This is a genomic window from Microbacterium sp. 1154, from assembly GCF_031455375.1.
Classification (GTDB): Bacteria; Actinomycetota; Actinomycetes; order Actinomycetales; family Microbacteriaceae; genus Microbacterium.
Genome location: NZ_JAVDSN010000006.1, coordinates 68,356 through 93,666, shown reverse-complemented (window position 1 = coordinate 93,666; position 25,311 = coordinate 68,356). Strand labels below are relative to the sequence as shown.

22 protein-coding genes are annotated in these 25,311 nt (G+C 70.4%); 8 read left to right on the top strand and 14 right to left on the bottom strand.

Annotation, left to right across the window (positions count from 1 at the left end; all coding sequences use genetic code 11):
- Positions 1-29: 29 nt before the first annotated feature.
- From J2X55_RS15815 to eccD, 8 genes are all read right to left on the bottom strand, one after another.
- Positions 30-347: a hypothetical protein gene (locus J2X55_RS15815; protein ID WP_115920913.1), complete on the bottom strand. Its 318-nt coding sequence runs from the start codon at positions 345-347 to the stop codon at positions 30-32.
- Positions 337-738, bottom strand: coding sequence for a YbaB/EbfC family nucleoid-associated protein (locus J2X55_RS15810; protein WP_115920915.1), 402 nt, complete (start codon positions 736-738; stop codon positions 337-339). The genes J2X55_RS15815 and J2X55_RS15810 overlap by 11 nt, the downstream gene beginning before the upstream one ends.
- Positions 735-4,034: a hypothetical protein gene (locus J2X55_RS15805; RefSeq protein ID WP_309824566.1), complete on the bottom strand. Its 3,300-nt coding sequence runs from the start codon at positions 4,032-4,034 to the stop codon at positions 735-737. The genes J2X55_RS15810 and J2X55_RS15805 overlap by 4 nt, the downstream gene beginning before the upstream one ends.
- 43 nt (positions 4,035-4,077) lie before the next feature.
- The gene (locus J2X55_RS15800; RefSeq protein ID WP_103206315.1) at positions 4,078-4,410 is read right to left on the bottom strand and encodes a hypothetical protein; all 333 of its coding nucleotides are present in this window, start codon (positions 4,408-4,410) and stop codon (positions 4,078-4,080) included.
- Between the two features lie 59 nt (positions 4,411-4,469).
- Positions 4,470-4,754, bottom strand: coding sequence for a hypothetical protein (locus J2X55_RS15795; RefSeq protein ID WP_103206314.1), 285 nt, complete (start codon positions 4,752-4,754; stop codon positions 4,470-4,472).
- Positions 4,755-4,785: 31 nt separating this feature from the next.
- Positions 4,786-5,079 carry a hypothetical protein gene (locus J2X55_RS15790; protein WP_103206313.1) on the bottom strand — a complete coding sequence of 98 codons (294 nt, stop codon included), beginning with the start codon at positions 5,077-5,079 and terminating at the stop codon, positions 4,786-4,788.
- Positions 5,080-5,163: 84 nt separating this feature from the next.
- Entirely contained in the window at positions 5,164-6,438 is a 1,275-nt protein-coding gene (eccB, locus tag J2X55_RS15785; protein WP_309824565.1) for a type VII secretion protein EccB, read from the bottom strand.
- Positions 6,439-6,493: 55 nt separating this feature from the next.
- Positions 6,494-7,939 carry a type VII secretion integral membrane protein EccD gene (gene eccD / locus J2X55_RS15780; protein ID WP_309824563.1) on the bottom strand — a complete coding sequence of 482 codons (1,446 nt, stop codon included), beginning with the start codon at positions 7,937-7,939 and terminating at the stop codon, positions 6,494-6,496.
- Positions 7,940-8,067: 128 nt separating this feature from the next.
- Between eccD and eccCa the strand changes: the two genes are divergently transcribed.
- Together eccCa and J2X55_RS15770 are read left to right on the top strand one after the other, a co-directional pair.
- Positions 8,068-12,054, top strand: coding sequence for a type VII secretion protein EccCa (eccCa, locus tag J2X55_RS15775; protein ID WP_309824562.1), 3,987 nt, complete (start codon positions 8,068-8,070; stop codon positions 12,052-12,054).
- Positions 12,051-13,232, top strand: coding sequence for a S8 family serine peptidase (locus tag J2X55_RS15770; protein WP_309824560.1), 1,182 nt, complete (start codon positions 12,051-12,053; stop codon positions 13,230-13,232). Before eccCa ends, J2X55_RS15770 begins: the two co-directional genes overlap by 4 nt.
- Before the next feature lie 110 nt (positions 13,233-13,342).
- On the opposite strand, the gene nrdF is transcribed toward J2X55_RS15770, so the two are convergent.
- The 4 genes from nrdF to nrdH are packed head-to-tail and all read right to left on the bottom strand — an operon-like array spanning position 13,343 to position 17,194.
- Positions 13,343-14,317 (bottom strand): class 1b ribonucleoside-diphosphate reductase subunit beta, encoded by a 975-nt coding sequence (gene nrdF, locus J2X55_RS15765; protein ID WP_074696716.1) that lies wholly within the window; start codon positions 14,315-14,317, stop codon positions 13,343-13,345.
- Between the two features lie 36 nt (positions 14,318-14,353).
- Positions 14,354-16,510: a class 1b ribonucleoside-diphosphate reductase subunit alpha gene (gene nrdE / locus J2X55_RS15760; RefSeq protein ID WP_115920927.1), complete on the bottom strand. Its 2,157-nt coding sequence runs from the start codon at positions 16,508-16,510 to the stop codon at positions 14,354-14,356.
- Complete coding sequence (gene nrdI / locus J2X55_RS15755) at positions 16,492-16,932, bottom strand: class Ib ribonucleoside-diphosphate reductase assembly flavoprotein NrdI (protein WP_115920929.1); 441 nt, start codon at positions 16,930-16,932, stop codon at positions 16,492-16,494. Before nrdI ends, nrdE begins: the two co-directional genes overlap by 19 nt.
- Before the next feature lie 28 nt (positions 16,933-16,960).
- Positions 16,961-17,194 (bottom strand): glutaredoxin-like protein NrdH, encoded by a 234-nt coding sequence (gene nrdH, locus J2X55_RS15750; protein ID WP_058625194.1) that lies wholly within the window; start codon positions 17,192-17,194, stop codon positions 16,961-16,963.
- Positions 17,195-17,581: 387 nt separating this feature from the next.
- Here nrdH and J2X55_RS15745 point away from each other — a divergent pair, with 387 nt between their 5' ends.
- Entirely contained in the window at positions 17,582-18,787 is a 1,206-nt protein-coding gene (locus J2X55_RS15745; RefSeq protein ID WP_115920931.1) for an MFS transporter, read from the top strand.
- Positions 18,788-18,838: 51 nt separating this feature from the next.
- On the opposite strand, the gene J2X55_RS15740 is transcribed toward J2X55_RS15745, so the two are convergent.
- Positions 18,839-19,243 (bottom strand): pilus assembly protein CpaE, encoded by a 405-nt coding sequence (locus tag J2X55_RS15740; protein ID WP_115920933.1) that lies wholly within the window; start codon positions 19,241-19,243, stop codon positions 18,839-18,841.
- 72 nt (positions 19,244-19,315) lie between these two features.
- Between J2X55_RS15740 and J2X55_RS15735 the strand changes: the two genes are divergently transcribed.
- From J2X55_RS15735 to J2X55_RS15715, 5 genes are all read left to right on the top strand, one after another.
- Positions 19,316-20,068, top strand: coding sequence for an alpha/beta fold hydrolase (locus J2X55_RS15735; protein ID WP_115920935.1), 753 nt, complete (start codon positions 19,316-19,318; stop codon positions 20,066-20,068).
- A 73-nt stretch (positions 20,069-20,141) separates the two neighbouring features.
- Positions 20,142-21,302 (top strand): acyl-CoA dehydrogenase family protein, encoded by a 1,161-nt coding sequence (locus J2X55_RS15730; protein WP_309824555.1) that lies wholly within the window; start codon positions 20,142-20,144, stop codon positions 21,300-21,302.
- Positions 21,302-22,576, top strand: a complete 1,275-nt coding sequence (locus J2X55_RS15725; protein ID WP_309824552.1) for a DUF445 domain-containing protein — start codon at positions 21,302-21,304, stop codon at positions 22,574-22,576. Before J2X55_RS15730 ends, J2X55_RS15725 begins: the two co-directional genes overlap by 1 nt.
- A 77-nt stretch (positions 22,577-22,653) precedes the next feature.
- Positions 22,654-23,001: a gamma-glutamylcyclotransferase family protein gene (locus J2X55_RS15720; RefSeq protein WP_309824549.1), complete on the top strand. Its 348-nt coding sequence runs from the start codon at positions 22,654-22,656 to the stop codon at positions 22,999-23,001.
- A 226-nt stretch (positions 23,002-23,227) separates the two neighbouring features.
- A complete protein-coding gene (locus J2X55_RS15715) occupies positions 23,228-23,692 on the top strand; it encodes a histidine phosphatase family protein (RefSeq protein ID WP_309824547.1) in 465 nt (154 codons plus the stop codon).
- Between the two features lie 23 nt (positions 23,693-23,715).
- Here the strand turns inward: J2X55_RS15715 and hutH are convergent, their stop codons facing one another.
- The gene (hutH, locus tag J2X55_RS15710; RefSeq protein ID WP_309824544.1) at positions 23,716-25,254 is read right to left on the bottom strand and encodes a histidine ammonia-lyase; all 1,539 of its coding nucleotides are present in this window, start codon (positions 25,252-25,254) and stop codon (positions 23,716-23,718) included.
- Positions 25,255-25,311: the final 57 nt, after the last annotated feature.

Sequence of the window (25,311 nt, the reverse complement as noted above, 5' to 3'; positions counted from 1 at the left end):
GGCTTTCCGCCGGGCCGGTCTTGCGCCGGTTACTTCTGGTGTCGGCTCTCACGCACCGCGACGTTCTCCGTCTCCGCGAACTCGCCGGCGACGGTCGCGGTGTCCTGGGCGAGTTCCTCGACAGAGGCCGCGAGCTGAGCGGTGAACGCCCGGGCGGCCTCGGCCGCCGGCACGTAGTTCGTGTCGTACGACTCCTTGAAGTCGCCGTCGCCGGCCGCATTCGGATAACGGGATGCCAGCTGCTCGACGGTCGCGGACAGACCCCGCACCCGGCTGTGCAGGGCGCTGATCCGTCGTGCGCTCTGACGCAGACGGTCGGGATCGGCGGCGAAGCGGTCACCGCTCATGGCGACCGCCCTGCAGCTGGTCGACCATGGTCTGCATCATGGCCGTCATCTCGTCGGCGGTCGGAAGTCCCGCCGCGGGATCGAGGCCGTCCGGTCCACTCTCGGTGAGGAGAGCCTGACCGCGCTCCTGCACCTCGCGCTGCGCCTGTGCGACGACGGCGACGATCTTGGCGCACAGCTCTTTCGGCGCGAGTTCGCGCCACGACTGGCCCGTCACACGCAGATCGGTGAGCACACCGCGCGCGTCCACCGTGGCGCTGAGCACACGGTCCTTCGATGTCGCGGTCGCCGTCAGCGCGTCGATGTCGGCGGCGCGCGCGGCGAGATCGGCGTGCGTCTGTCGCACTTCCGCCATCATCTGCTCGATGTCGTCTCCGGTGAACTGCATCATGATCCCTTCTGCTGCGCCACCGCAGCCTCTTCGGACGCGCCGGTCTCGGCGCGCCTGCGCGCGACGGGCGCACGTCCGGCGGCCACACCGGCCGGGACGTGGGTCGGCTGCACCGGCTCGCGTTCCTCGCCGAGGCCGACGACCCCGTTGCCGTCCGCGTTGGTCGTGCCCCAGACGGACTCGTCCTCGGACAGCCAGGTGTTGCGTTCCCGGTCCCGGTCGCGCGACGCCTGTGCTTGCGGCGACATCGGCATCATCGGCATCCCTCCGCCGCCCATCCCTCCGCCGCCGGCCGCGCCGCCGTTGACGGCTCCGGCACCGGCTGCTCCGCCGCCCGCGGCGAAATCGTCCTGACCGCGGACGCCGTCGGTCGCGCCCCAGGTGTCTCCGCCGGCGCCGCCGCCGGGGGCGCCGAAGGACGCTGCGTCGCCCGCTCCGCCGCCCGAGCCGGCGATGCCCGAGCCGGCGTCTCCGAGCATGCCGGCCCCGCCGACGCCTCCGCCGGGCGAATATCCGCCACCGCCGACGTTCGGGAGATCGCTCATGCCACCACCGCCACCGAAGCCCGAACCGCCGCCCGCGGCGAAGTCGCCCGCGTCCGCGCCGATGCCGGGGGTGGGACCGTCGACACCTCGTCCGGGCGACCACTCGAATCCGGTGCCACCGTCCTGCCCGGCACCGGCACCGCCGCCGGCAGCCCAATCGTCCCCGGTGCCACCGACGCCGGGAAGCGAGTCGAATCCGGGACCGCCCGCGCCGGCGCCCGTGTCACCGCCGAAGCCCGCACCGCCACCGCCCGTCGACCAGTCCGAACCCGCACCGGAACCCGCACCGAAGCCGTCGCCGAAGCCCGCACCGCCACCGCCGGTCGACCAGTCCGACCCGGAACCCCCCGCACCGCCCGACGACCAGTCCGAACCCGCACCGGAACCCGCACCGAGGCCGTCGCCGAAACCGACACCGCCGGAGCCCGTCGACCAGTCCGATCCGGGGCCCGCCGCACCGCCGGAACCCGCGCCGACGTCGTTCCCGAACCCGGCTCCCCCGGTCGACCAGTCTGCGCCGGATCCGCCCCCGCCCGCGCCGACACCGACCGATGACCAGTCGGAGCCCGCACCGGCACCCTCGCCGAAGCCGACACCGCCCGAGGCCCCGTCGGAACCGACACCGGCGCCGGGAGCACCCGCGCCGGCACCGCCGTCGAAGCCCGCGCCGCCGCCGGCCGCCGACCCGTCCGCGCCGGCACCGCCCGCACCGCTGGGACCCGCGCCGACATCGTTCCCGAACCCGGCACCGCCCGCCGACCAGTCGGAGTCCGTGCTGCCGGCACCCATGCCGAGGTCCCCTCCGACACCCGTACCGCCCGCGGTCGCTCCGGGGGTCGTCCAGCCGGCACCGCCGCCGGCGCCCGCTCCCGGCAACCCGAGATCGGAAAGACCGGCTCCGGGCGCCGGCGCCGTTCCGTTCACACCGGCGCCGCCTCCGGACTCGGTGGGAGCTGTGAGCCCGGCGAAGTCCGCCACCGGTTCGTCGAGGTCGGGCATGGCCACGTCATCGGGAACAAGCGACGCCCCGTCATCGTAGGCACCGTCGCTCGTCCCGGGCCGTCGGCCGGCGGATCCGCTGGTGGTCCCGCGCGAGCCTCCGAAGCCACCCCCGCCGCCCCCGGGCGTACCGACGACACCGACGCCACCGATGCCCTGGCCGCTCCCGGCGTCGCCGGTGGACCACGAGCCGGTCCCCGCGCCGTCCGGCCCGGAGCCGTTCGCTCCGAGGCCGTCCGCGCCGCCGGAGCCCGATCCGCCGAAGGCACCAGCGCCACCCGAACCCGTACCGTCGCCGGTCGCGCCGAAGCCCCCACCGTCGCCGAGACCGGCTCCGCTCGCCAAGCCCGCGCCCCCGCCGCCGACCCCGGCCGCGGCACCGCTTCCGGCGCCCCCGGGACCGGTGCCGAAGACTCCGTCGCCGTTGCCCGAAGCTCCGGCGCCGCCACCCGGACCGTCGCCGAACACACCGTCGCCGTTGCCCGACGCTCCCCCGCCGCCCCCGGGACCGTCGCCGAACACACCGTCGCCGTTGCCCGATGCGCCTCCGCCGCCGCCGCCCGGACCGTTCTCGCCGTCGCCGCCGTCCCCGTATACGTCTTCGAGCAGATCGCGCAGGTCCGGGAGGTTGTTGCCCCCGCCCGAGCCGTCACCACCGACTCCGTTCCCTCCCGGGTAGGGAACCGACGAGTCCTCCGGCATCGCGGTCGGGTCCTGCATCTGCTTGAGAGCTCGCAACGAGGATCGCAGGGCCGTCTCGAGCGTCTGTTGGGCCGCGTAGACCTCGGCGGCGGCCGTCGCGAGGACATCGCGCACCGACTGCGAGATCGCGCGGTTGATCGGGCCGTACGTCGACGGGCTCCGCAGATCTCCGCCGACGCCGGTGAATCCCGGCGGGGCGAGCTGTGCACGGTCGCCCCAGGTGTACGCGGCGAAGACGCCCTTGGCGTGCTCGACCGTCATGCCGTTGCGTCCCTTCGCCCCGGCGCGCCAGGTCCGGTCGGCTTCCTCGATGTACCGGACGATGTCCTCCATCACCGCCGACTTGGCCTGGGCCGCACGATTGGCGATGGCCTCCTGGTGCTGGTTCCACGTGTTCTGCACCGACGTCTCGAAGGTGCGTACCGCCTCGGCCACCGTCCGGAGGTTGGCCCCGACGCCGCCGTCATCGGTGAGCTGACGGTGCATGGACTCGAGGGACTTCCGCTGAGCGGTGAGCTGCGCCAGCAGAGCCGTCGCCGCCGACCCGCGGATCGACGAGTCCTCCGCCCCGAGCGCCGTCGCGCGCGCGGACATCTCTTCGGCGTTCTGCCCGATCACGGAAGTGAACTTCTCGAACAGGGCGGCCGCCGTATCGGAGCGTCGAGCGCTGAGCCCGGGGCCGTTGTCGCTGGCCACTTTGGCGACGTTGTTCCTCAGCGCCTGGAAGGCGTCGGCGAAACGCACGCCGGATTCCGGGTTGTTGATGAGCTCGTACGTGCGGACGTTGTCCTCGTAGTGGAAGTACCCGTACCGCATGTCCGCCGACCAGTCGTCACGCCCCGCGCCGCCGGGCGTCCCGCCGATCCATCCGTTCTCGGCGGTCTGCAGTTCGTCGAGCACCGTCGCCAGCCCGCTGTCCTCCACGCCCGCGACAAGAGCGAGGAGCGCCTCCAACCCCATGTCCCCCGTCGCGGTGGACCCGCTCGTCGAACCCCCTGCGCCCGTCGCTCCGTGGTCGCCTGAGCCCGTGGTGGTCTCGTCTTCGGCCATGTCGTCTCCTCGTTCGCAGGGGGTTCTCGGGATGGGTTTCGCGTCAGGCCTGGGCCTGCACCGCGCTCAGGTCGTCGGTCTCCTCGAAGAGCTGTTCCGCCTTGTCCAGCTGGTCGCGGAACTCGGGCAGCGTCTTCTCGGTGAAGGTGTCCGTGAACGAACGCACCTGACCGGCGAGTGCCGAGACGGTGTTGCCGACCTGCGCGGCGGCCTCCCATCTCGCCTCGACGGGTTGGGCACGCAGATCCGAGCTGATGGCGTAGCCATCCGTGCCGTACAGCGCGTCGTCGGTGGTGGTCTCGACGTCCTGGACCAACGCCTTGACCTGCTTGTACTGTTCGCGATCGAAGGCGACGCGGGTACCGTCATCTGCCACGATTTCTCCTCTCGTCGGGGTCACGGGGTACCCGCCCGACGGCGGGTACCCCGTCGTGCTCAGTTGAAGACGGCCGCGCCGCGCACGTCGCCGTCGAAGAACTCCTCGCGAACGCGGATGGCGGCGTTCTTGATGTTGAGGCCGGCCTGCTGGACCTCTTCGTACTCGACGTTCCAGCGCTGCTGCAGCTCGCCCCACACGGGCAGCGAGCGGCCCCACTGGGCCTCGCCCATCGGGCGGATCGTGTCGTAGATGTTCTGCAGGATCTGCTCGACCTCCTGACAGGAGCTGTTGAGCGACTGGTTGGCTACCTCGAACTGGACGAGGTCGACGTTGAAGGACATAGCGTTTTCCTTTCGGGGGGAAGGGGGGCGATCAGGCCGCGGCGCTGGACGTGGTCGAGTCGTCGGTGTTGGTGCGCTGCGTCAGCAACGCCTGCACCTGGGTGTTGAGGACGTCGAGCTTGTTCTTGATGTCGCTGTACTCGCTCTGCCACTCGGTGAGCCGGCGCTGCAGCACGATGCCGGCCTCCGCTCGCGCCGCCGCGGCCATCGTCTGGGTGGCGTCCTCGACGCGGCCGCGGGCGGCCTCCATCGCGGAGACCTGCTCCATCGTGCGGCTGATGATCTGCTGGAGGGTTCCTGCTTCGAAACCGGTGAGCTGTGCCATGAATTTCTCCTTGTTCGGGGGTGATGAGGGGATGAGTTCGAACGAATGGGGACGTGGATGCGAAACCTTCGGGCGCCTCCTCTCCTACGTCGCGATCGTGGGACCCGTCGGCAGGAGCGCGAGAAGCGCTTCCGGCACGGCAGGAGAACGAGAGGCGTCGAGCCCGAGGGCGGATGCCGTGGCGGTGTCGGCGACGGGATACTTCGTGCCGTCGTCCGAGACGAGGTAGAGACCGATTCCGCTGACGCCCGGCGCGGCCGCCGTGGCGGCGAGGAGCCCGGAGCCCGGGGCGACCTCGACGGCTCCCCCGGACTCGACGAGCGCGGAGGTCTCGACGGATGCGATGGTCGTCCGCCCGTCTGCCCACACCGAGCACGGCGCCGCATCCGGTGCCATCGGTGTCGGGGGCGTGCGGGGCAGCTCGTCCTGCCACGCCGCGGCATCCGTGATCTGCGCCGTGACGAGATCACGCCGGTCCAGAGCGCGCGGCGACGGCAGTCCCGAGGCGGGGGCGGCGGTGAGCAACGCCGCGACCGTCTCGGTGATGGGCATCAGACCGCTGGAGGTCACGACGTAGCGTGACCCGTCGCCCTCGGCATCCATCACCTGCCCGAGCGTGGTCGCTTGTCCGGCGATCTCCGGTCCGATCCCGCCGAGCGTGAGGGGCGACAGATCGAGGTCGCGACCGCCGGGAATCGTGTCCAGCCACGCGGGCTCGACCGGGCGAGCCTGCGTCGGCTCGAAGCCGATCGCGCGCGCGGCCCAGGGATCTGCGACGCGCGAGCGCACCCCGTCCCAGAGGAGCCACAGCTGCCCACCCGATGTCACGAGCACTCCGTCGCCGTCGCCCAGGGGCGTGGTCCGGGGCGCTCCGCCGATCGTCAGGGACGTCGTGTCGTCGGCCGCGCACGCGATCCACGTCGGTGCGGGCGACGACGCGGACGGCAGTTCGTCGGGAAGACCCTCGACCCCCACCGCGCGGCCCCGGGGCACGGACGCGAGATCCGCACTCGAGACCCGGACGACCGATGGCGGTCCCCCGACGAGAAGGGCGGCGGATGCGAGATTCCTGACGGGGTGGAGCACATCGTCGATGAGTACGTAGCGGCTACCGGTGGTCTCGTCGACGAGGAGCGCGCCGCGCTGCTCGCGCCAGCTGTCGTTCGTCGTGAACAGGAACAGGTTGAGCACGACCACGACCACGATCGCGGCGGCCGCGACGGCGGCGCCGATCCCCATGCCGGTCGACGTGCGCCGCAGCGGACGGTCGGGCGAGTCGGGGTCGGACCGCAGGACCGCCGCCGAGAGACGCCCGCGCAGGAAGAGGTGCGCGTCGACGAGATCCCGTCTGCCGTACATGTCGTCTCTCCTTTCCTGCCGTCATCTCGACCACGGCCGCACGGCCGCGGATGGTTCACACGATGTCCGCGATCCAGTCGAAGAGACCGGCCACGGCGAGCATCAGACCGGGGACGGCGACGGCGCAGCACCAGTGCAGGACGTCGCCGGCGCGCCCCCAGGTCGGCGCGAGACGCGTGCGGGGAAGCACCAGGGCCAGCACGCACGCGTTGGCGGCGACGACGACCAGCAGGAGGACGGACAGGATCTGCCACACCGGGTCGAGGGGCACGGCCTGCGCGACACCGAGCACCGCCGCCGGCAGCGCGGCCGCGACGAGCACCGCACCGCGTTGGAGCGTCGCGTGAAGTTCTCTCGCCTGCAGCACGACGCCGACGCTCGCGGCGACCGTCAGGGCCGCGCAGGTCCATTCGCGGACCAGCGCGAGGTCGATCAGCGCGGCGCACAGCAGGGCGGCCCAGGCGATCCACAGGGCGGTGGCCGTCTCGTGTGCGACCGTCGCGCGCCGCTGCACGTCGTCGGCCGGGACCGCGTCCAAGCCGGTCTGGAACTCCGCCGTCGAAAGCGGTACCGAGTCGACGGCCAGTCCCCCGATCCAGGCGGCGAGCCCCGGGATGCCGCGCGCCAGACCGAGCGCGAGGACCACGAGGATCGCCGACGCAGCGGCCAGGTCGAGACCCAGGACGAGCGGCAGGGAAAGGGCGGAGACCGCCAACATGGCCGCGCCCGCCGAGGCCAGCAACACGGGACGCACGCCGCCGCGCGCGTAGGCGGCCGCACCCGCCGCGACGCCCCACAGGGCGGCTCCCGTCGCGAGGGTCGCCAGCGGCGAGACCTCGGTACCGGGGAACAGGGCGGCGGGCAGCGTCGCCCCCGCGACGCCGGCCGCGATGACGCCCACACCGGTCAGGAGTGCGCCGATCGGGTCGTCCCACAGCCGCCCGACGAGAACACCCGCGGCGAGCAGCACCAGGGCGAGCGTCCCGGCGATGAGGGGCGCGATCGTGCCGGCACCGCCGGCGACCACGACGGCCGCCACGGAGGCGACCGCGGTCGCGGCCAGAGCCGCGCGGCGCGTCGACCTGGACGACCAGTCGTCATCGCGCGCGTCGAGCACCGACTGCACGCCGTCGACGACGTCGTCGTACTGCGCCGGGGCGAGCGCGGCTGCGCGCGGGCGCAGGAACAGCACGTCGCCGTCGAGGAGTCCTGCGGATGCCGTACCCAGGTCCTCATCGAGCGGCGCGTGGCCGAGACGCTGCAGCACCCACCCTCCGTGGTCCAGGCCCCGCGTGGCGAGCGACGGGTCGAGATGACCCACGATCGTCGGCAGCAACTCCGCGATCGGGATGTGCGACGGGACGGCGAGCTCGACGCGGGAGGTCGGTCCGACGACGCTGAGCCGGCACATATCGCCGGTGCTCGCGGCGACGAAGGGCTCCTCGGCCCGCCGGGGGTCCTCTATCGTGCCGGGTGCTGTGCGCTGATCAAGCGTCGTCATGCACTGCACACGCGCCACGACGAGGCGAGGGTTCATCGGGGGAGCACGACCTCCGCCGCGGCGCGATGAACCACACACGGGGGGACAGCCGTGGAAGGGGTGACGCACATGCAGCGAGGAGAGCCGACATGAGCACCATCCCCTTCCGCAGGCAGCAGAGAGAGAAGCCGCCCGAGCTGCCCTCGGGCGACATCGAGCTGCAGGAGCCGCCCTCGCTGCCCGAGCTGCAGCCGAAGGACCCGCTGACGATGCTCATGATGGTGCCGATGATGCTCATCAGCGGGGTGATGATGCTCGTCTTCCTCGGCGAGCGCAATCCCGCCCTCGCCGTCGGGCTCTTCCTGGGCATGCTCGCCCTGGCGGTGCTCATGGTGCTGGTGCAGCTCACCCGGGCCGCGGCTGAACGCCGGACCACCGTGCGCGGCGACCGCCGCGACTTCCTCCGCTACCTCGGGCAGATGCGCGGGAAGGTCCGAGGTGCGGCCGCGCAGCAGCGCGCCTCCCTGATGTGGCGGCATCCCGACCCGGCGTCGTTGTCGAACATGGCGATGACCGCGCGTCTGTGGGAGCGTCGCGGCAATCACGGGGACTTCGGCGAGTTGCGCATCGGCACCGGGTCCCACAGCCTCAGTCAGCGCATCACGCCACTATCGACCAAGCCCATCGCCGATCTGGAGCCCCTCTCGGCGCGAGCGCTGCGGCGCTTCATCGCCGTGCACGGGTCGGTGCCCGACCTTCCCGTCTCCCTGTTCGTGCGTCGTCTCGCGGACATCCGGCTCACCGGCGACGCGGATGCCGCGCGGAGCATGGCCCGGGCGCTCGTGGCTCAAGCGGTGACGACGCACGCGCCGGATGAGCTGCGCGTCGCCATCTGTGCAACACCGGAGCGCGCCGCCGACTGGGACTGGACGAAGTGGCTGCCGCACGCGCAGCACCCGAGCGGCCAGGACGGAGCGGGATCCGCGCGACTCTTCGCGACGGACGTCGCCGAGTTCATCGAGCTGATCGACGCCGACATCAACGGGCGCTCCCGCTTCGAGCCCGGCGCCTCTCCCACCGCCGAAGAGCCCTACCATCTCGTCGTCTTCGACGGGATCGCCCCCGTGCCCGGGTCGCGCATCACGTCGGGCGGATACCGCTGCACCACCGCGATCACCCTCGGCATCGAGGTGGACGAGAACGACACGTCCGGCCTGCTGCTGGACGTGCGGACGGATGCCGTACACATGCTCCGCCGCGATCGCACCGAGGGCGTGCAGCGCTCGTTGTTGTGCGTTCCGGATGCCATGAGCATCGCCGCCGCGACGGCGCTCGCTCGCGTGATCGCCCCGTACCGTGCGGGCGGCCGTTCGACGGATGCGAGCGAGCCCATGGTGTCCGACTTCGAGCTGCCGACGCTGCTCGGCATCGACGACGTCGACAAGTGGTCCCCCGCGAGCTCTCTGCGCGAAGGCCTCGATCGCACGCGCCTGCGCATCCCGCTGGGCGTCGATGAGCGCGGACACCCCGTGCATCTCGACATCAAAGAGGCCGCCCAGGGCGGCATGGGGCCGCACGGCCTGCTCATCGGAGCGACCGGCTCCGGCAAGAGCGAGCTGCTGCGCACGCTCGTGCTCGGTATGGCGATGACGCACTCGTCCGAAACCCTGAACTTCGTTCTCGTCGACTTCAAGGGGGGCGCGACGTTCCTGGGCCTCGACGAGCTGCCCCACGTCTCGGCGCTCATTACGAACCTCGCCGACGAGGCGACGCTCGTCACCCGTATGCAGGATGCCCTGGCGGGTGAGCTGAACCGGCGGCAGGAGTATCTGCGCGCGGCCGGCAACTACTCGTCGCTGCTCGAGCACGAGAAGGCGCGGCTCGCGGGCGCGCCACTCGAGGCCATGCCGACGCTGTTCGTCATCGTGGACGAGTTCAGTGAGCTCCTGGCATCCAATCCGGACTTCGCGGAGCTGTTCGTCATGATCGGACGACTGGGACGTTCCCTCGGTGTGCATCTCCTGCTGGCCAGCCAGCGACTGGAGGACGGCCGCATGACGAAACTCGAGAGCCACCTGTCCTACCGCATCGGCCTGCGGACGTTCTCGGCGATGGAGAGCCGGAGCGTCATCGGCGTCCCCGACGCGCACCAACTGCCGAACGCGCCCGGCAACGGGTACCTCCGCAGCGACGTCGCGACGCTCACACGGTTCAAAGCCGCGTACGTCTCGGGCACCTACCGGCGGCGCACGCGCGAAGAGCGACAGGAAGAAGTGCGCCAGCAGGTCGTCGTCTTCCAGGCGCCGCGCGTCGCGCCCCCCGTGGTCGAGGACACGTCGCTGCCCATGCCAGAGGAAACGGCCGCCGTACCCGCCCCCACGGGGGCATCGCCGGGGGTCGACGACACGGTCATGTCGATGATCGTCGACCGCCTCGTCGGCTTCGGGCCCCCGGCTCACCAGGTCTGGTTGCCGCCGCTCGCCGCGCCGCCGACGCTCGATCAGCTCCTGCCGCCGCTGCTGGTCGATCCGGCCCGCGGACTGCACGCCATCGGCTGGACCGGCTCCGGACACCTCGGTGTGCCGATCGGCGTGGTCGACAAGCCGTACGAGCAGACGCGCGAGCTCTACGAGATCGACCTCGCCGGCGCCGGCGGCAACGTCGGCATCGCCGGCGGTCCCCAATCCGGCAAGACCACGCTGTTGCGCACCATGGTCAGCGCCCTCGCGCTCACGCACACCCCGGCCGAGGTGCAGTTCTACTGCATCGACTTCGGTGGCGGCGGGCTCTCGACGCTCGAAGGACTCCCCCACGTCGGCGGTGTCGCCACCCGCCGCCAGGCCGAGCACGTCGCCCGCACGATCGCGGAAGTGCGCACCCTGCTCCGCGACCGCGAACAGCTCTTCACCGACGCAGCTCTCGAAGGCATGGCCGAGTACCGCGCGAAGCGCGCCGCCGGGGAGCTCGCCGAACAGCAGTTCGGCGACGTCTTCCTGGTCGTCGACGGCTGGGCGGCCCTGCGCGCCGAGTTCGAGGAGCACGACATGACGCTGCGGGAAATCGCGCGGCAGGGCCTGGCCTACGGCGTGCACGTCATGATCTCGACGAGCCGCTGGACCGACGTGCACAGTTCGCTGCGCGACCAGCTCGGAACGCGCGTGGAGCTGAAGCTGGGCGACCCGATCGACTCGGTCCACGGCATGCGCAAGGCGGCGACCGTGCCGCAGCTGCCGGGACGCGGCATCACCGTCGACGGCATGCACTTCCTCGCCGGCGTGCCGCGCATCGACGGCGACACCTCGGTGGAGGGGCTCGCCGCGGCATCCCGAGGTCTCGGCGAGGCCCTCGACGAGGCGTGGGACGGTCCCGTCGCCCCGCCGGTGCGCATGCTGCCCGCGGTGCTCGACGCCGCCGTGCTGCCCGCTCCGACGCTGCCCGGCCCGATCATCGCGCTCGGGCACGGCGAGCAGGACCTGCAGCCGGTGTGGCACGACTTCGCGCTGAAGCCGCACCTGAGCATCGTCGGCGACTCGGCGAGCGGCAAGACCGGGGCCCTTCGCCTCATCGCGCGCGGCGTCGTCGACGCGTATGCGCCCGACGACGTGCGGATGGTCGTCATCGACCCGCGCCGCGGCATCGTCGAGTCGGCGCCCGAGAACTATCAATTCGCCACCGCCTTCTCGACCTCGGCCACCGAGCAGGTGGTCGCGAAGCTCGTCGCCGAACTGCGCGGCCGCGTACCGAGCGCCGACATCACACCGGCGCAGCTGCGTCGGCGGGACTGGTGGAGCGGCCCGGAGTTCTTCGTGCTCGTCGACGACTACGACCTGTTGCTGGGCGGGGGGATGTCTGGCCCACTCGCGCCGCTCGTCGAGCTCATCCCGCAGGCGGGCGACATCGGACTGCACCTCGTCCTCGCCCGGGCGGGCGCGGGCTCGAGCAGAACGGCGATGGATGCCGTCATCCGACGCCTGCACGAGTCGAACACACCCGAGCTGACGCTCTCGATGCCCGCATCCGAGCCGATGACGTTCTCGCCGGGCCGGGGCAGGCCGCTGCCGGCCGGACGCGCGTCCCTTCTCACGCGACGCGGGGGAACCGGTCTGCAGATCGGCTGGACGGAGCCGCCGCAATGAGCCTCGACCGCACGAGGCGCACGCTCCGACGCATCGCGATCGTCGCCGTGGCATCCCTCGCGGCGGGGCTGCCGGCTGTCGCACTGCCGAGCCTTCCCGCGGCAGCCGCGGCGTCGTGCGCGGCTTCGGCCGGTTCGCCGGTCATCGAGGGCGCTTCGTGGGGGCAGAAGCGGATGGGCGCCGAGCACGCGTGGGCTCGCACGACGGGCGACGTCGTCGTCGCCGTGCTCGACACCGGGGTCAGCGCGGCGGCGACGTCGTTGCAGGGTCAGGTGCTGCCGGGTGTCGACCTGGCGGGCGGTCCCGCCGACAGCGATTGCTACGGACGCGGCACGTTCGTCGGCTCCCTCATCGCCGGGCACGCCGTCGAGGGCACCCAGTTCGTGGGACTCGCACCGGGGGCGACGATCCTTCCCGTCCGCATCACCGACGATCCCGACGACATCGCGCTCGTCGACGCGCTGCCGACTCTCTTGGCACGGGGTATCACGGCAGCGGTCGATGAGGGCGCCCGGGTGATCGCGGTCCCGCTCACGGCGACCACCAGTTCTCCCGAGCTGGAACAGGCCGTGCAGGCGGCGGTCGCCGCCGATGTCCTCGTCGTCGCCGCGGCAGGCTCCCCGATGACGGACGCGGCGGCCTACCCGGCCCGCCTCGACGGTGTGCTGTCGGTCGCGCCCCTCGGCGAGGACGGCGGCGTCGAGGCGTCCCGGCTCGGTGCCGCGCCGGATATCGCGGCCCCCTCTACCGGTCTCGTGGGTGCCGTGCCGGACGGCGCGGGGCACGTCGTCGGCGACGAGCCGAGCCTCGCCGTCGCCTACGCCGCCGGTGCCGCGGCCCTCGTCCGGGCCGACGACCCCACGCTCACCGTCGCAGCCGTCATCCAGCGCCTGATGGCCACGGCCGATGCGCCGACTCGACCGCTTCCGGAGGGAGCGAGCACCGACCCGTCGCTCGGAGCCGGCGTGGTCGACCCCGTCGCCGCGATCTCGCGCCTCGCCCCCGGGCAGATCGTGGCCGCGCACGACGAGGCGCTGACGCTGGAGGTCCCCCCGCCGGCCGACCAGCGGCCCGGAGGTCTTGCGCTGGTTCTGGGCCTCGGCCTGCTGGGCGCGGCGGCCGCCGTTCTCGGGCCCCTCGTCGCCGCGCGGGCTGTCCGTCGCCCATCTCGCGGGTGATGGACGTTTCTCTTCGAGACGCCCTGTGTCCGGCCCCTCACGCGCAGGAGGGCCCCGGCGTGTTCGCGGGGGCCCTCCTCAGGGATGGCAGCTAGAGCCGCCGACAGAACTCAGAAGTCCCAGTCGTCGTCCTCGGTCGCCTCGGCCTTGCCGATGACGTACGACGAGCCCGACCCACTGAAGAAGTCGTGGTTCTCGTCGGCGTTCGGCGACAGGGCCGAGAGGATCGCGGGGTTCACGTTCGTGACCGACGCGGGGAACATCGCCTCGTAGCCGAGGTTCATGAGCGCCTTGTTCGCGTTGTAGTGAAGGAACTTCTTCACGTCTTCGCTCAGTCCGACCGAGTCGTACAGGCTCTGCGTGTAGCCCACCTCGTTGTCGTAGAGCTCGTACATCAGCGAGAACGTGTAGTCCTTGATGTCGTCGCGACGGGCCTGGTCGACCGTCTCGAGACCGCGCTGGAACTTGTAGCCGATGTAGTACCCGTGCACGGCCTCGTCACGGATGATGAGGCGGATCAGGTCGGCCGTGTTGGTGAGCTTCGCGCGGCTCGACCAGTGCATCGGCAGGTAGAAGCCCGAGTAGAACAGGAACGACTCGAGCAGGGTCGAAGCGACCTTGCGTTTGAGCGGGTCGTCGCCACGGTAGTAGTCCATGACGATGCGCGCCTTCTTCTGAAGGAACTCGTTCTCGGTCGACCAGCGGAAGGCCTCGTCGATCTCCTTCGTGGAGCACAGCGTCGAGAAGATCGACGAGTAGCTCTTGGCGTGCACCGACTCCATGAACGCGATGTTCGTGTAGACGGCTTCCTCGTGCGGGGTGATCGCGTCGGGGATGAGCGAGACCGCGCCGACCGTGCCCTGGATGGTGTCGAGGAGTGTGAGCCCCGTGAACACGCGCATCGTGAGCGTCTGCTCCTCGGGGGTGAGCGTGTTCCACGACTGGATGTCGTTCGACAGCGGCACCTTCTCGGGCAGCCAGAAGTTGTTGACCAGACGGTTCCAGACCTCGAGGTCTTTATCGTCCTGGATGCGGTTCCAGTTGATGGCCTGCACGTGGTTCAGCAACTGCAGCTTCTCAGCCATGTCGTTCCTGTGTCCTTGATCGATGGGGTCAGCGGGTCAGAGCATGCACGAGACGCACTCGGTCATGTCGGTGCCCTCGAGCGCCAGCTGACGCAGACGGATGTAGTAGATGGTCTTGATGCCCTTGCGCCACGCGTAGATCTGCGCCTTGTTGATGTCGCGGGTGGTGACGGTGTCCTTGAAGAACAGCGTCAGCGACAGGCCCTGGTCGACGTGCTGCGTCGCGGCGGCGTACGTGTCGATGACCTTCTCGTAGCCGATCTCGTACGCGTCCTGGTAGTACTCCAGGTTCTCGTTCGTCATGAACGGAGCCGGGTAGTAGACGCGACCGAGCTTGCCTTCCTTGCGGATCTCGATCTTCGAGGCGATCGGGTGGATCGAGCTCGTGGAGTTGTTGATGTACGAGATCGAACCGGTCGGGGGCACGGCCTGCAGGTTCTGGTTGTAGATACCGTGCGCCTGCACGGACGCCTTCAGCTCGCGCCAGTCGTCCTGCGTGGGGATCTGGACGTTCGCGAACAGCTCCTTGGCCTTGGCCGTCTGCGGCTCCCACACCTGGTCGGTGTACTTGTCGAAGAACTCGCCCGACGCGTAAGTGGAGTTCTCGAAGCCGTCGAAGGCGGTGCCGCGCTCGATCGCGAGGCGGTTCGAGGCACGCAGCGCGTGGAACAGCACCGTGTAGAAGTAGATGTTCGTGAAGTCGATGCCTTCTTCGGAGCCGTAGTAGACGTGCTCGCGAGCGAGGTAACCGTGCAGGTTCATCTGGCCGAGGCCGATGGCGTGCGAGCGGTCGTTGCCGTCTTCGATGGAACGCACCGAGGCGATGTGGCTCTGCACGCTGACGGCGGTGAGGGCGCGGATCGCGGTCTCGACCGTGAGGCCGAGGTCGCCGCCGTCCATCGCGAGGGCGATGTTCATCGAGCCGAGGTTGCAGGAGATGTCCTTGCCGATGGTGTCGTACGAGAGGTCCTCGTTGTACGTGGTCGGCGTGTTGACCTGCAGGATCTCTGAGCACAGGTTCGACATGTTGATGCGTCCGGCGATCGGGTTGGCCTTGTTCACCGTGTCCTCGAACATGATGTACGGGTAGCCCGACTCGAACTGGATCTCGGCGAGGGTCTGGAAGAACTCGCGCGCGTTGATCTTCGTCTTCTTGATGCGCGGGTCGTCGACCATCTCGCGGTACTTCTCGGTGACCGAGATGTCGCCGAACGGCTTGCCGTAGACCTTCTCGACGTCGTACGGCGAGAAGAGGTACATGTCCTCGCCGTTCTTGGCGAGCTCGAACGTGATGTCGGGGATGACGACACCCAGAGACAGCGTCTTGATGCGGATCTTCTCGTCGGCGTTCTCGCGCTTGGTGTCAAGGAAGCGCAGGATGTCGGGGTGGTGGGCGTTGAGGTACACCGCGCCGGCACCCTGACGCGCACCGAGCTGGTTGGCGTAGCTGAAGCTGTCTTCGAGGAGCTTCATGACGGGGATGATGCCCGACGACTGGTTCTCGATCTGCTTGATCGGAGCCCCCGCCTCGCGGATGTTCGACAGCAGCAGGGCGACGCCGCCGCCGCGCTTGGACAGCTGCAGGGCGGAGTTGATGCCGCGGGCGATCGACTCCATGTTGTCTTCGATGCGGAGCAGGAAGCACGACACGAGCTCGCCGCGCTGTGCCTTGCCGGCGTTGAGGAAGGTGGGGGTCGCGGGCTGGAAGCGGCCCGAGATGATCTCGTCGACCAGCTGCACGGCCAGCCGCGAGTCGCCGTCGGCGAGCGCGAGGGCGGTCATGACGACGCGGTCCTCGAAGCGCTCGAGGTAGCGCTTTCCGTCGAAGGTCTTGAGCGTGTAGCTCGTGTAGTACTTGAAGGCGCCCAGGAAGGTCTCGAAGCGGAACTTCGCACCGTACGCGCGGTCGTTGAGCTCCTGGATGAAGTCCATCGAGTACTTCTCGAGCACGGTGGGCTCGTAGTACTCCTTCTCGACGAGGTAGTCGAGGCGCTCCTTGAGCGAGTGGAAGAAGACCGTGTTCTGGTTCACGTGCTGCAGGAAGTATTCCCGCGCGGCGCGCTTGTCGGCGTCGAACTGGATCTTGCCGTCGGCGTCGTACAGATTCAGCATCGCGTTGAGGGCGTGGTAGTCCAGTCCCTCGAATCGCGCTTCGGTCTTGAAGTCCACGTCGGTCAGCTCAACTTCCACCATCGTTCCAATCCCTCGTTGACCCGCTCGACATCGTCGGGGGTGCCGAAAACTTCCAGCCGGTACAGGTGCGGCACCCCGCATTTGCGCGCGATGATGTCGCCGGCGAGGCAGAACGCGTCGCCGAAGTTCGTGTTTCCCGCGGCGATCACGCCGCGGATGTTGCGTCGGTTCCGTTCCTCGTTGAGGAACCGGATGACTTGCTTGGGCACCGCACCCTTCTCGACGCCCCGGCCGGCACCCCCACCGTACGTGGGGGTGACCAGCACGAAGGGCTCGTCGATGTGAAGGGGCGGATCGGTCGGCCGGAGCGGGATACGCACGGCCCGCTTGCCGAGCTTCTCGATGAAACGCGCGGTGTTGCCCGACACGCTCGAGAAGTAGACCAGCAGCGGAGCCTCGGTCGCCGACAAGACAGTGCTCATGACGGAGGTCTGAGAGCCCGTCGCCGGATCAGGCGAGGCGCGAAGCGAGCTCGTCGATCTTGTCGGGGCGGAAGCCCGACCAGTGGTCTTCGTCGGTGACGACGACGGGTGCCTGAAGGTACCCGAGCGACTTGACCTGCTCGAGCGCCGACGGGTCTTCGGACAGGTCGAGCACGTTGTACTCGATGCCCTTCGAGTCGAGTGCGCGGTAGGTCGCGGTGCACTGGACGCAGGACGGCTTGGTGTAGACCGTGATCGCCATGTCGTTCTCTCTCTCCCCTGGAAAATCTGTGTCCGGGCGGGTAGGGCCAGCCGGGACCTCAATACTACATATGGGGACGGACATCGGAAGGCACCACAAGGGGTAGTAGTTACATCGATGTGATTTTCCACCGTCTCTCCCCATGTACAACACAGGTTGTCCACGATTTCATCCACAGATCGCCCCCCCTTCCGGAGTCTTGTTAACAGGCGCGATTCCGCGGTTCTCGCGGCGCCGGTCGACGTCTGTCCACAGATCGGACGGTAGACGGGGGTTCCGACATTGCACAGGCGAGCGAAATGGCCGACGGGCGTGTCGCGGCGTGTCGCGCCGACCCGGCACGAACGTGCCTCGGCGCATGTCGGACGTCGGCTGTAGCGTTATCCGGTGGCCGGCTACCGCGAACTCCTCCGAACCCCAGGCGTGGGGCGCATCATCGCCGCGCAGTTGACGGCGCGCTTCCCCAATGGCATGACCAGCCTCGCGGTCCTCCTGCACATCGAGCACGTCACCGGTTCGTACGGAGCGGCGGGTCTGGTGCTGGCCGCCACGAGCATCGGCCAGGCCGTCGCAGGCCCGGTCACGAGCCGCTGGATGGGCATCTGGGGCATGCGCCGTGTCCTCACCGTCACTCTCCTCGTGTGCGCGGCGGCGATCACGACACTCGCGCTCATCGAGATGCCGCTCCCCCTCTACATGGCGCTCGGTCTCATCGCGGGTCTCTCCACTCCCCCGGTGCAGTCGGCCGTGCGCACCATCTACCCCAAGATGGTCAACGCCAAGCGACTCACCCCGCTCTACTCGCTCGACGCATCCCTCCAAGAGATCATCTGGGTGCTCGCGCCCGTGCTCATCACGCTGGTGGCGACGCAGGTCGGCACCGTCCCGGGTCTTCTCCTCGTCGTGATCATCCTGCTCGGCGGTGGGGCGTGGTTCATCCTCAGCCCCGAGGTCGGCCGCGTGCGCATCCCGCGCAGCCGCCGCGGTCTCGGCCGGGTGCTCGCCAAGCCGCCGGTCATCCTCGCCACCGCGACCGGGTTCCTCCTCATCGGCGCCTGCTCCGCCGTCGAAGCGGGCGTCGTGGCCACCTTCGACCACGGCGGGCTCGAGGCCGGCCTGATCCTCGCCGTCTTCGCCGTCGGCAGCCTCGCCGGCGGGCTGTCGTTCGGCCACATCCCCATCGGCCCCTGGGCGATGGCGCGCCGCTTCGCGATCGTGGCCCTGGGCCTCTCGTTGACCGTCTTCTCGCTCAATGCGTGGTGGATCGGCGCGACCCTCCTCGTCGCCGGCGCCGGCATCGCCCCGGCCCTCGCGGTGATGTTCGCGATGACCTCGGCGAGCGTCCGCTTCAGCGAAACGGCCGAGGCCTATGGCTGGATCGGCACCGGTCAGCTCATCGGCGCCGCCGCGGGCTCGGCGGTCGCGGGGTTCCTGGTCGACGGCGTCGGCCCGACCGGTGCGTACGTCGCCGCGGCGGGCTTCGCGGTGGCGGGCTTCGTCGTCGCGGCGGTGTTCGTGCGCGGCTTCCCCGATCTCCGGCACCGCGACGCGAGTCCCATCCCCGACACCGAGCCGGTCCACACCATCACCTGAGCGGATGCCGGGGTGCTCGGCATCCCGGATCCGAACCGCTCGACCCGTGGGTCAGTGGGTGCGCCGCAACAGCTCGAGCACCGCGAGCGCGTACGCATCGGCCGGAGCCGGGTGATCGAACACCAGCCTCGAGCCGCCGATCGAGATCTCGACCTCGTAGGTGTCGGAAAGACGACGCAGCGACCGGAAGGTCGAGCGCAGCATCTCGCGCAGCTGGGACTCGGAGGGCAGCCAGAGCGCGTCTTCGGTGGCGACCGAGTCGAGCGCCCATTCGGTGGTGCCGTTGAAGGCCAGGATGCGACCGGTGGGGTAATCGCGCGGCTCCACCGTCATGTCGCTCACCGTGAAGACGTCGGCCTCGAATTCCGGCTCGTCGAGCTGGAAGCGGTCGCCCGATCGCGGATGCCACACCAATCCCGCCTCACGCAGGGCCTGGGCCAACTCGGTCGAGATCATGGCATCCATTCTGGGGGCGTTGTGTGACGGCGGCGCCGCCGCGGGCCGCGACGACGGAGCAAGATGGATGCCATGTCGACACCGGTGACCCTCCCCCGACTGTCGTGGGGCGACCCGCACGGACCGCAGGTTCTGCTCGCCCACGGACTCGGCTCCGACGGCGCTCTCATGTGGCGGTACGGCGACGCCCTGGCGGAGGCGGGGTGGCACGCCGTGGCCGTCGACCTCCGCGGCCACGGCGATGCACCGCGCACCCTCGACTACCGCCTGTCGTCGTATGCGGCGGATCTGGCCGGAACGCTCCCCGAGCGAGGGGGACCCTGGGACGCGGTGATCGGGCACTCGCTCGGCGGCGCGTCGTCGACACTCGCCGCGGCTCGGAATCCCGAGTGGACCCGCCGGCTCGTGCTGATCGACCCCGCGATCGCCCTGTCGGAAGACGACCGCGAGGTCGTGCGCGTGAGCCAGGAGCGGTCGTTCGCGGATCCGAGCGTCGGCGCGGTCCGAGCGGCGCACCCCGAGTGGCATCCGATCGACGTCGAGCTGAAGGCCCGGGCGACGCAGCGGGCGAGCCGCTGGGCGGTCGAGCAGACGAGCGTGCAGAACGCCGTGTGGGACGTGCGTTCCGCCGCGGCCGCTCTTACCGTGCCGACCCACGTGGTGGGCGCCGACCCCGCGGTGCACTCGATCTTCACGGGAGACCTGGCGGCCGAGGTCCTGCGCAACCCGGTCGTCACGATGAGCGTCATCGAGGGTGCGGGGCACTCCCCTCACCGGGACCGCCCCGAGGCGGCGGTCGCGGCGGTGCTCGACGCCCTCCGCTGACCTCGCATACGCCATTTCCGGCGCGGTGCCAGCCCGGCGCGCAATGTCGGCGGTGCCGAGCAGAATGGATGCCATGACCTCGTTCGACCCGGCTCGGTACCTCCCCGACGACCTGCTCGCGCGCATCCGTGAGCGGGCCGCGGTGCACGATCGCGAGAACACCTTCCCGCACGACGATCTCGACGAGCTCCGGGCGGCCGGGTATCTCGGCATCCTGGTACCGGAGGATCTGGGCGGAGCGGGGCTCAGCCTGGCCGAGGCGTCGCTGCTCCAGCAGCGCCTCGCGGGGGCTGCTCCGGCAACCGCCCTGGCCGTCAACATGCACCTGGTCTGGACCGGTGTCGCGAAGGTCCTGAGCGACCGGGGCATGGCCGATCTCGAGCACGTCCAGCGGGGAGCGGCGGCGGGCGAGGTCTTCGCGTTCGGCATCAGCGAAGCCGGCAACGACCTCGTGCTCTTCGGCAGTGACACCCAGGCCCGCCCCGACGGCGCCGGCGGCTACACGTTCACGGGGACGAAGATCTTCACCTCCCTCTCCCCCGTGTGGGACCACCTGGGTGTGCACGGGCTCGATGAGACCTCGCCGGACGGTCCGAAGATGGTGTTCGCGTTCCTCGATCGCAGTGACGAGATCGTGGCCCGCGACGACTGGGACACCCTCGGCATGCGCGGTACGCAGAGCCGCACGACCGAACTGCGCGGGGCGCATGCTCCGGCCGACCGCGTCGTGCGTCGGATCGACCCGGGCCCGCAGCCCGACCCGCTCGTGTTCGGCATCTTCGCCGTCTTCGAGATCCTGCTGGCCTCGGTCTACACCGGCATCGCGCGACGCGCGCTCGACCTGGCCGTCGAAGCCGCGAGCTCGCGCCGATCGAAGAAGACGGGGACGACCTATGCCAACGACCCCGACATCCGCTGGCGGGTGGCCGACATGGCGCTCGCGTACGACGCTCTTCCGCCGCAGCTCGCTTCGCTGGCCTCCGACGTCGACACCCTCGCCGACCACGGCGGCCGATGGTTCACTCTCCTGTCGGGTGTGAAGCACCGCGCCGTCACCATGGCGAAGCAGGTCGTCGACGACGCGATCCTCGTCGGCGGGGGCTCGGCCTACTTCTCGCGCAACGAACTGAGCCGGCTGTACCGCGACGTGCTCGCCGGCATGTTCCACCCCTCCGACGCCGAGTCCGCTCACTCGACCGCCGCGGCCGCATGGCTCGGACCGGTGACCGAGTGATGGCGCGCACCCCCACCAGGGCGCTGAGCCCGGCCGATCAGGAGCGCCGCCGCGCCCTGCGCGTGATGAAGGGCGTCGCTCTCGGCGCGCTCCTGGCGATGGCCGTCGTCTTCGCCGTCTCGTTCTCGCTGCAGCGCGAGGTCGAGTGGTTGCAGTACGTCCGCGCCGCGGCCGAAGGCGGGATGGTGGGCGCGCTCGCCGACTGGTTCGCGGTCACCGCGCTGTTCCGGCATCCCCTGGGGCTCCCCATCCCGCACACAGCGATCATTCCGCGGCGGAAAGACGAGATCGGGCGCCAGTTGGGCGAGTTCGTCGAGACGAACTTCCTCGAGGGCGATGTCGTTCGGACCAAGCTCGAGTCGACGCCCCTGTCGGCTCGTGCCGGCACCTGGCTCGCCGATCCCGCCCACGCCGATCGCGTCGCGGCCGAGGGGGCGACGCTCGCCACGAGCATCCTCACCGCGCTCAGCGACGACGACGTGCAGGGCCTCATCGAAGACCTGGCCCGCGAGCACCTGCTCTCCCCCGACTGGGGTCCCTCCATCGGCGGCTGGCTCGAACGCGTCATCGGCTCGGGCGCCCACCACGGCGCCGTCGATCTGGCCCTCGACAACATCGCGGTCTGGCTCGGCAACAACCGCGACACCTTCCAGGGGCTCGTCTCGCGGCGGCTCCCGTCGTGGGTCCCCGGCATGGCGGCCCGTCTCGTCGATGACACCGTCTACCGCGAGGCCGTGCAGTTCGTCGACGCCGTTCGCGCCGATCCGAACCACCAGGCGCGGGGGGCGATCGACGGGTACCTCGGTCGCCTCGCCGACAGCCTGCAGCACGACCCCGCGACGATGGTCCGCCTTGAAGAAGCCAAGGCCGCCGTGTTCGACAGCCCGCGCGTGCGCCAACTGGCGGCGGACGCCTGGAACACGGCGAAGACGGGACTGCTGCGTTCGCTCGCAGACCCCGAGAGCGCTCTGCGTCGCCGCGCCGCCGCAGCCCTCGCCGAGGTCGGCGCCCGTCTGCAACGAGACGAAGCCCTCCAGAAGCGCGTCGATGGGTGGGTCACCGACGCGGCGGTCTTCGTCGTCGGGCGCTACCGCCACGACATCGCCTCGATCATCACCGACACCGTCGAGCGCTGGGATGCCGAAGAGACCACCGAGAAGATCGAGCTCATGGTCGGCCGCGACCTGCAGTACATCCGTCTGAACGGAACGATCGTGGGTGCGCTGGCGGGCCTGGTCATCTTCACCGTCGCGCACCTCGTATGGGGATCATGACGGTTCGCGCAACACCTGGCCGAAACGTCGCAGATCTCCTCGCCCCAGGCGCTCGGCACGTGAGTAGCGTTGTGCGCGTGAGCGACGGTTCGGGCATGGAGCCCCTCTTCACGTACGGGACGCTGCAGCTGCCCGACGTGCAGCTGGACACCTTCGGCCATCGCGTCGACGGCGACGACGACGCCCTCGCGGGGTACCGGCTCGAGTGGACCGACATCGCCGACGAACGCGTCGCTCAGCTCTCGGGCCTCGACCGCCACCCGATCCTGCGCCGCACCGACGACCCGCGCGATCGTGTGTTCGGTCGTGTGCTGCACCTCACGCCCGAAGAGCTCGATGCCGCCGACGAGTACGAGGTGTCGCTGTACCGTCGCGCCTCCGTGGTTCTGGCAAGCGGTGTCCGCGCCTGGGTGTACGTGGCATGAGCGTCCTCACCGTCGACGCGTGCGACCGCACGTCCGCCCCCGTTCATCGCGGGCGCGTTCGCGGCACGCTGACCGTCCGGGGAGCGAGCGCACCCCCGTGCGACGACGCGGTATTGATCGCCGACGACACCGGGGTCGATGCCGTGACCGGCTCCCCCGACGCTCGCACGGTGCGACGGCTCGCGCCGTGCGTTCAGAGGTTCCCGGCAGGATTGGCGGAAAGACGATGATCCAACTCATCCTCGCGCGGCACGCGAAGTCGGACTGGGCCGACGAGGGCCTCGACGATCACGACCGCCCCCTGAACGACCGCGGCCGCCGCGACGCACCCACGATGGCGCGGACCGTGCTGCGGAAGGGTGTCCGACCCGAGGTGGTCCTTTCAAGCACGGCCCTCCGCGCCCGGCAGACGGCCGAGGCGTTCGCCCGCGCGTTCGAGGCCCCGATCACCGAGCAGGCGGAGCTCTACCTGGCCGAGCCCGCACAGATCCTCGCCGCCGCGCGTGGCGCCGGTGCGGACGAGGTGATGGTCGTGGCCCACGATCCCGGAATGAGCGCGCTCGTGTCGCGGCTCGCCGATCGCGACGAACGGATGGTCACGTGCGCCGTGGCCATCTTCACGTGGCACGAAGGCACATGGGACGACGTCGACGCCACCCCTCCCGACGAGTTCGAGCTGCTCACGCCGTAGGCCCGTCCCAGGGGCCCGGGGCCCTACCCGCGAGAGACGGCGGCACGTGCGGCCCGGGCCACCGCTCCCGAGGCGACGAGCTCGGTCACGGCCTCGATCTCGGGCGAGACGAAGCGGTCGGGGCCGGGGCCCTGCACGCGCTCCCGGACAAGAGCACGGACGGCGCCCGTGACCGGCGCAGGCTGGAGCGGGGCGCGCAGGTCGAGGGCCCGGCATCCGGTCAGCACCTCGATCGCGAGCACACGCGAGAGTCCGTCGATCGCCCGGCGGAGCTTACGGGCGCCGGCCCAGCCCATCGAGACGTGGTCCTCCTGCATGGCGCTCGACGGGATCGAGTCGACGGAGGTGGGGGCGGCGAGGCGCTTGAGCTCCGACACGATGCCGGCCGCGGCGTACTGAGCGATCATCAGGCCCGAGTCCACTCCGACCTCGTCGGCGAGGAAAGGCGGCAGGCCGTTGCTCCGCGAGACGTCGAGAGCGCGGTCTGTGCGCCGCTCCGACATCGAGGCCACGTCGGCCACCGCGATCGCCAGGAAGTCGAGCACGTAGGCGACGGGCGCGCCGTGGAAGTTGCCGTTGGACTCGACGCGTCCATCGACCGTGACGACGGGATTGTCGACCGCGGATGCCAGCTCGCGCTCGGCGATCAGGGCGGCGTGCGTCATCGTGTCACGGGCGGCACCGTGCACCTGCGGGGCGCAGCGCAGCGAGTAGGCGTCCTGCACGCGCGTGCACTCGGGGCCCCGGTGACTCGCCACGATCGGCGAATCGGCGAGGAACGCGCGCAGGTTCGCCGCCGAGTCGGCCTGGCCGAGTTGCGGGCGCAGTGCCATGAGGTCGGCGGCGAACACGGCATCCGTCCCCAGCTGAGATTCGATCGAGATCGCGGCCGAGACGTCGGCCGTCGTCAACAGCATGTCGAGGTCGTGAAGCGCCAGCAGCAGCATGCCGAGCATGCCGTCGGTGCCGTTGATGAGGGCGAGGCCCTCTTTCTCGCGCAGGGCGACGGGGGCGACGTGCGCCGCGGCGAGCGCGTCGGCGGCTGCCCGAAGCTCCCCGGAGGCATCGCGCACCTCGCCCTCGCCCATGACGGCCAGGGCGACGTGCGACAGCGGAGCCAGGTCGCCCGAGCAGCCGAGCGAGCCGTACTCGCGCACGACGGGGGTGATCCCCGCGTTCAGCAGGGCGGCGTAGGTCTGGACGACGACGGGGCGGACGCCGGTGCGACCGGTGGCGAGGGTCTGCAAGCGCAGCAGCATGAGGGCGCGGATCACCTCGCGCTCGACCTCGGCGCCGGTTCCGGCGGCGTGCGAGCGGATGAGGCTGGACTGCAGCTGCGCCCGGCGGTCCTCGGCGATGAAGGTCGTCGCGAGAGCGCCGAATCCCGTCGAGATGCCGTAGTGCGGCTGGGGGTCGTCGGCGAGCCCGTCGATGAGCGCCCGGGTGTCGGCCACACGCCGCACCGCGTCGGCGTCCACGTCGACCCGGAGGCCGTGCCGGGCGACGTCGACGACCTCGCGAGGGGTGAGGGGGGCTGTTCCGACGGTGACGCTCGCGTTCATACGCCGATTCCACCGCCTCGGATGCCGCGGAACGCGGGTGTTCTGGCATCCTGTGTC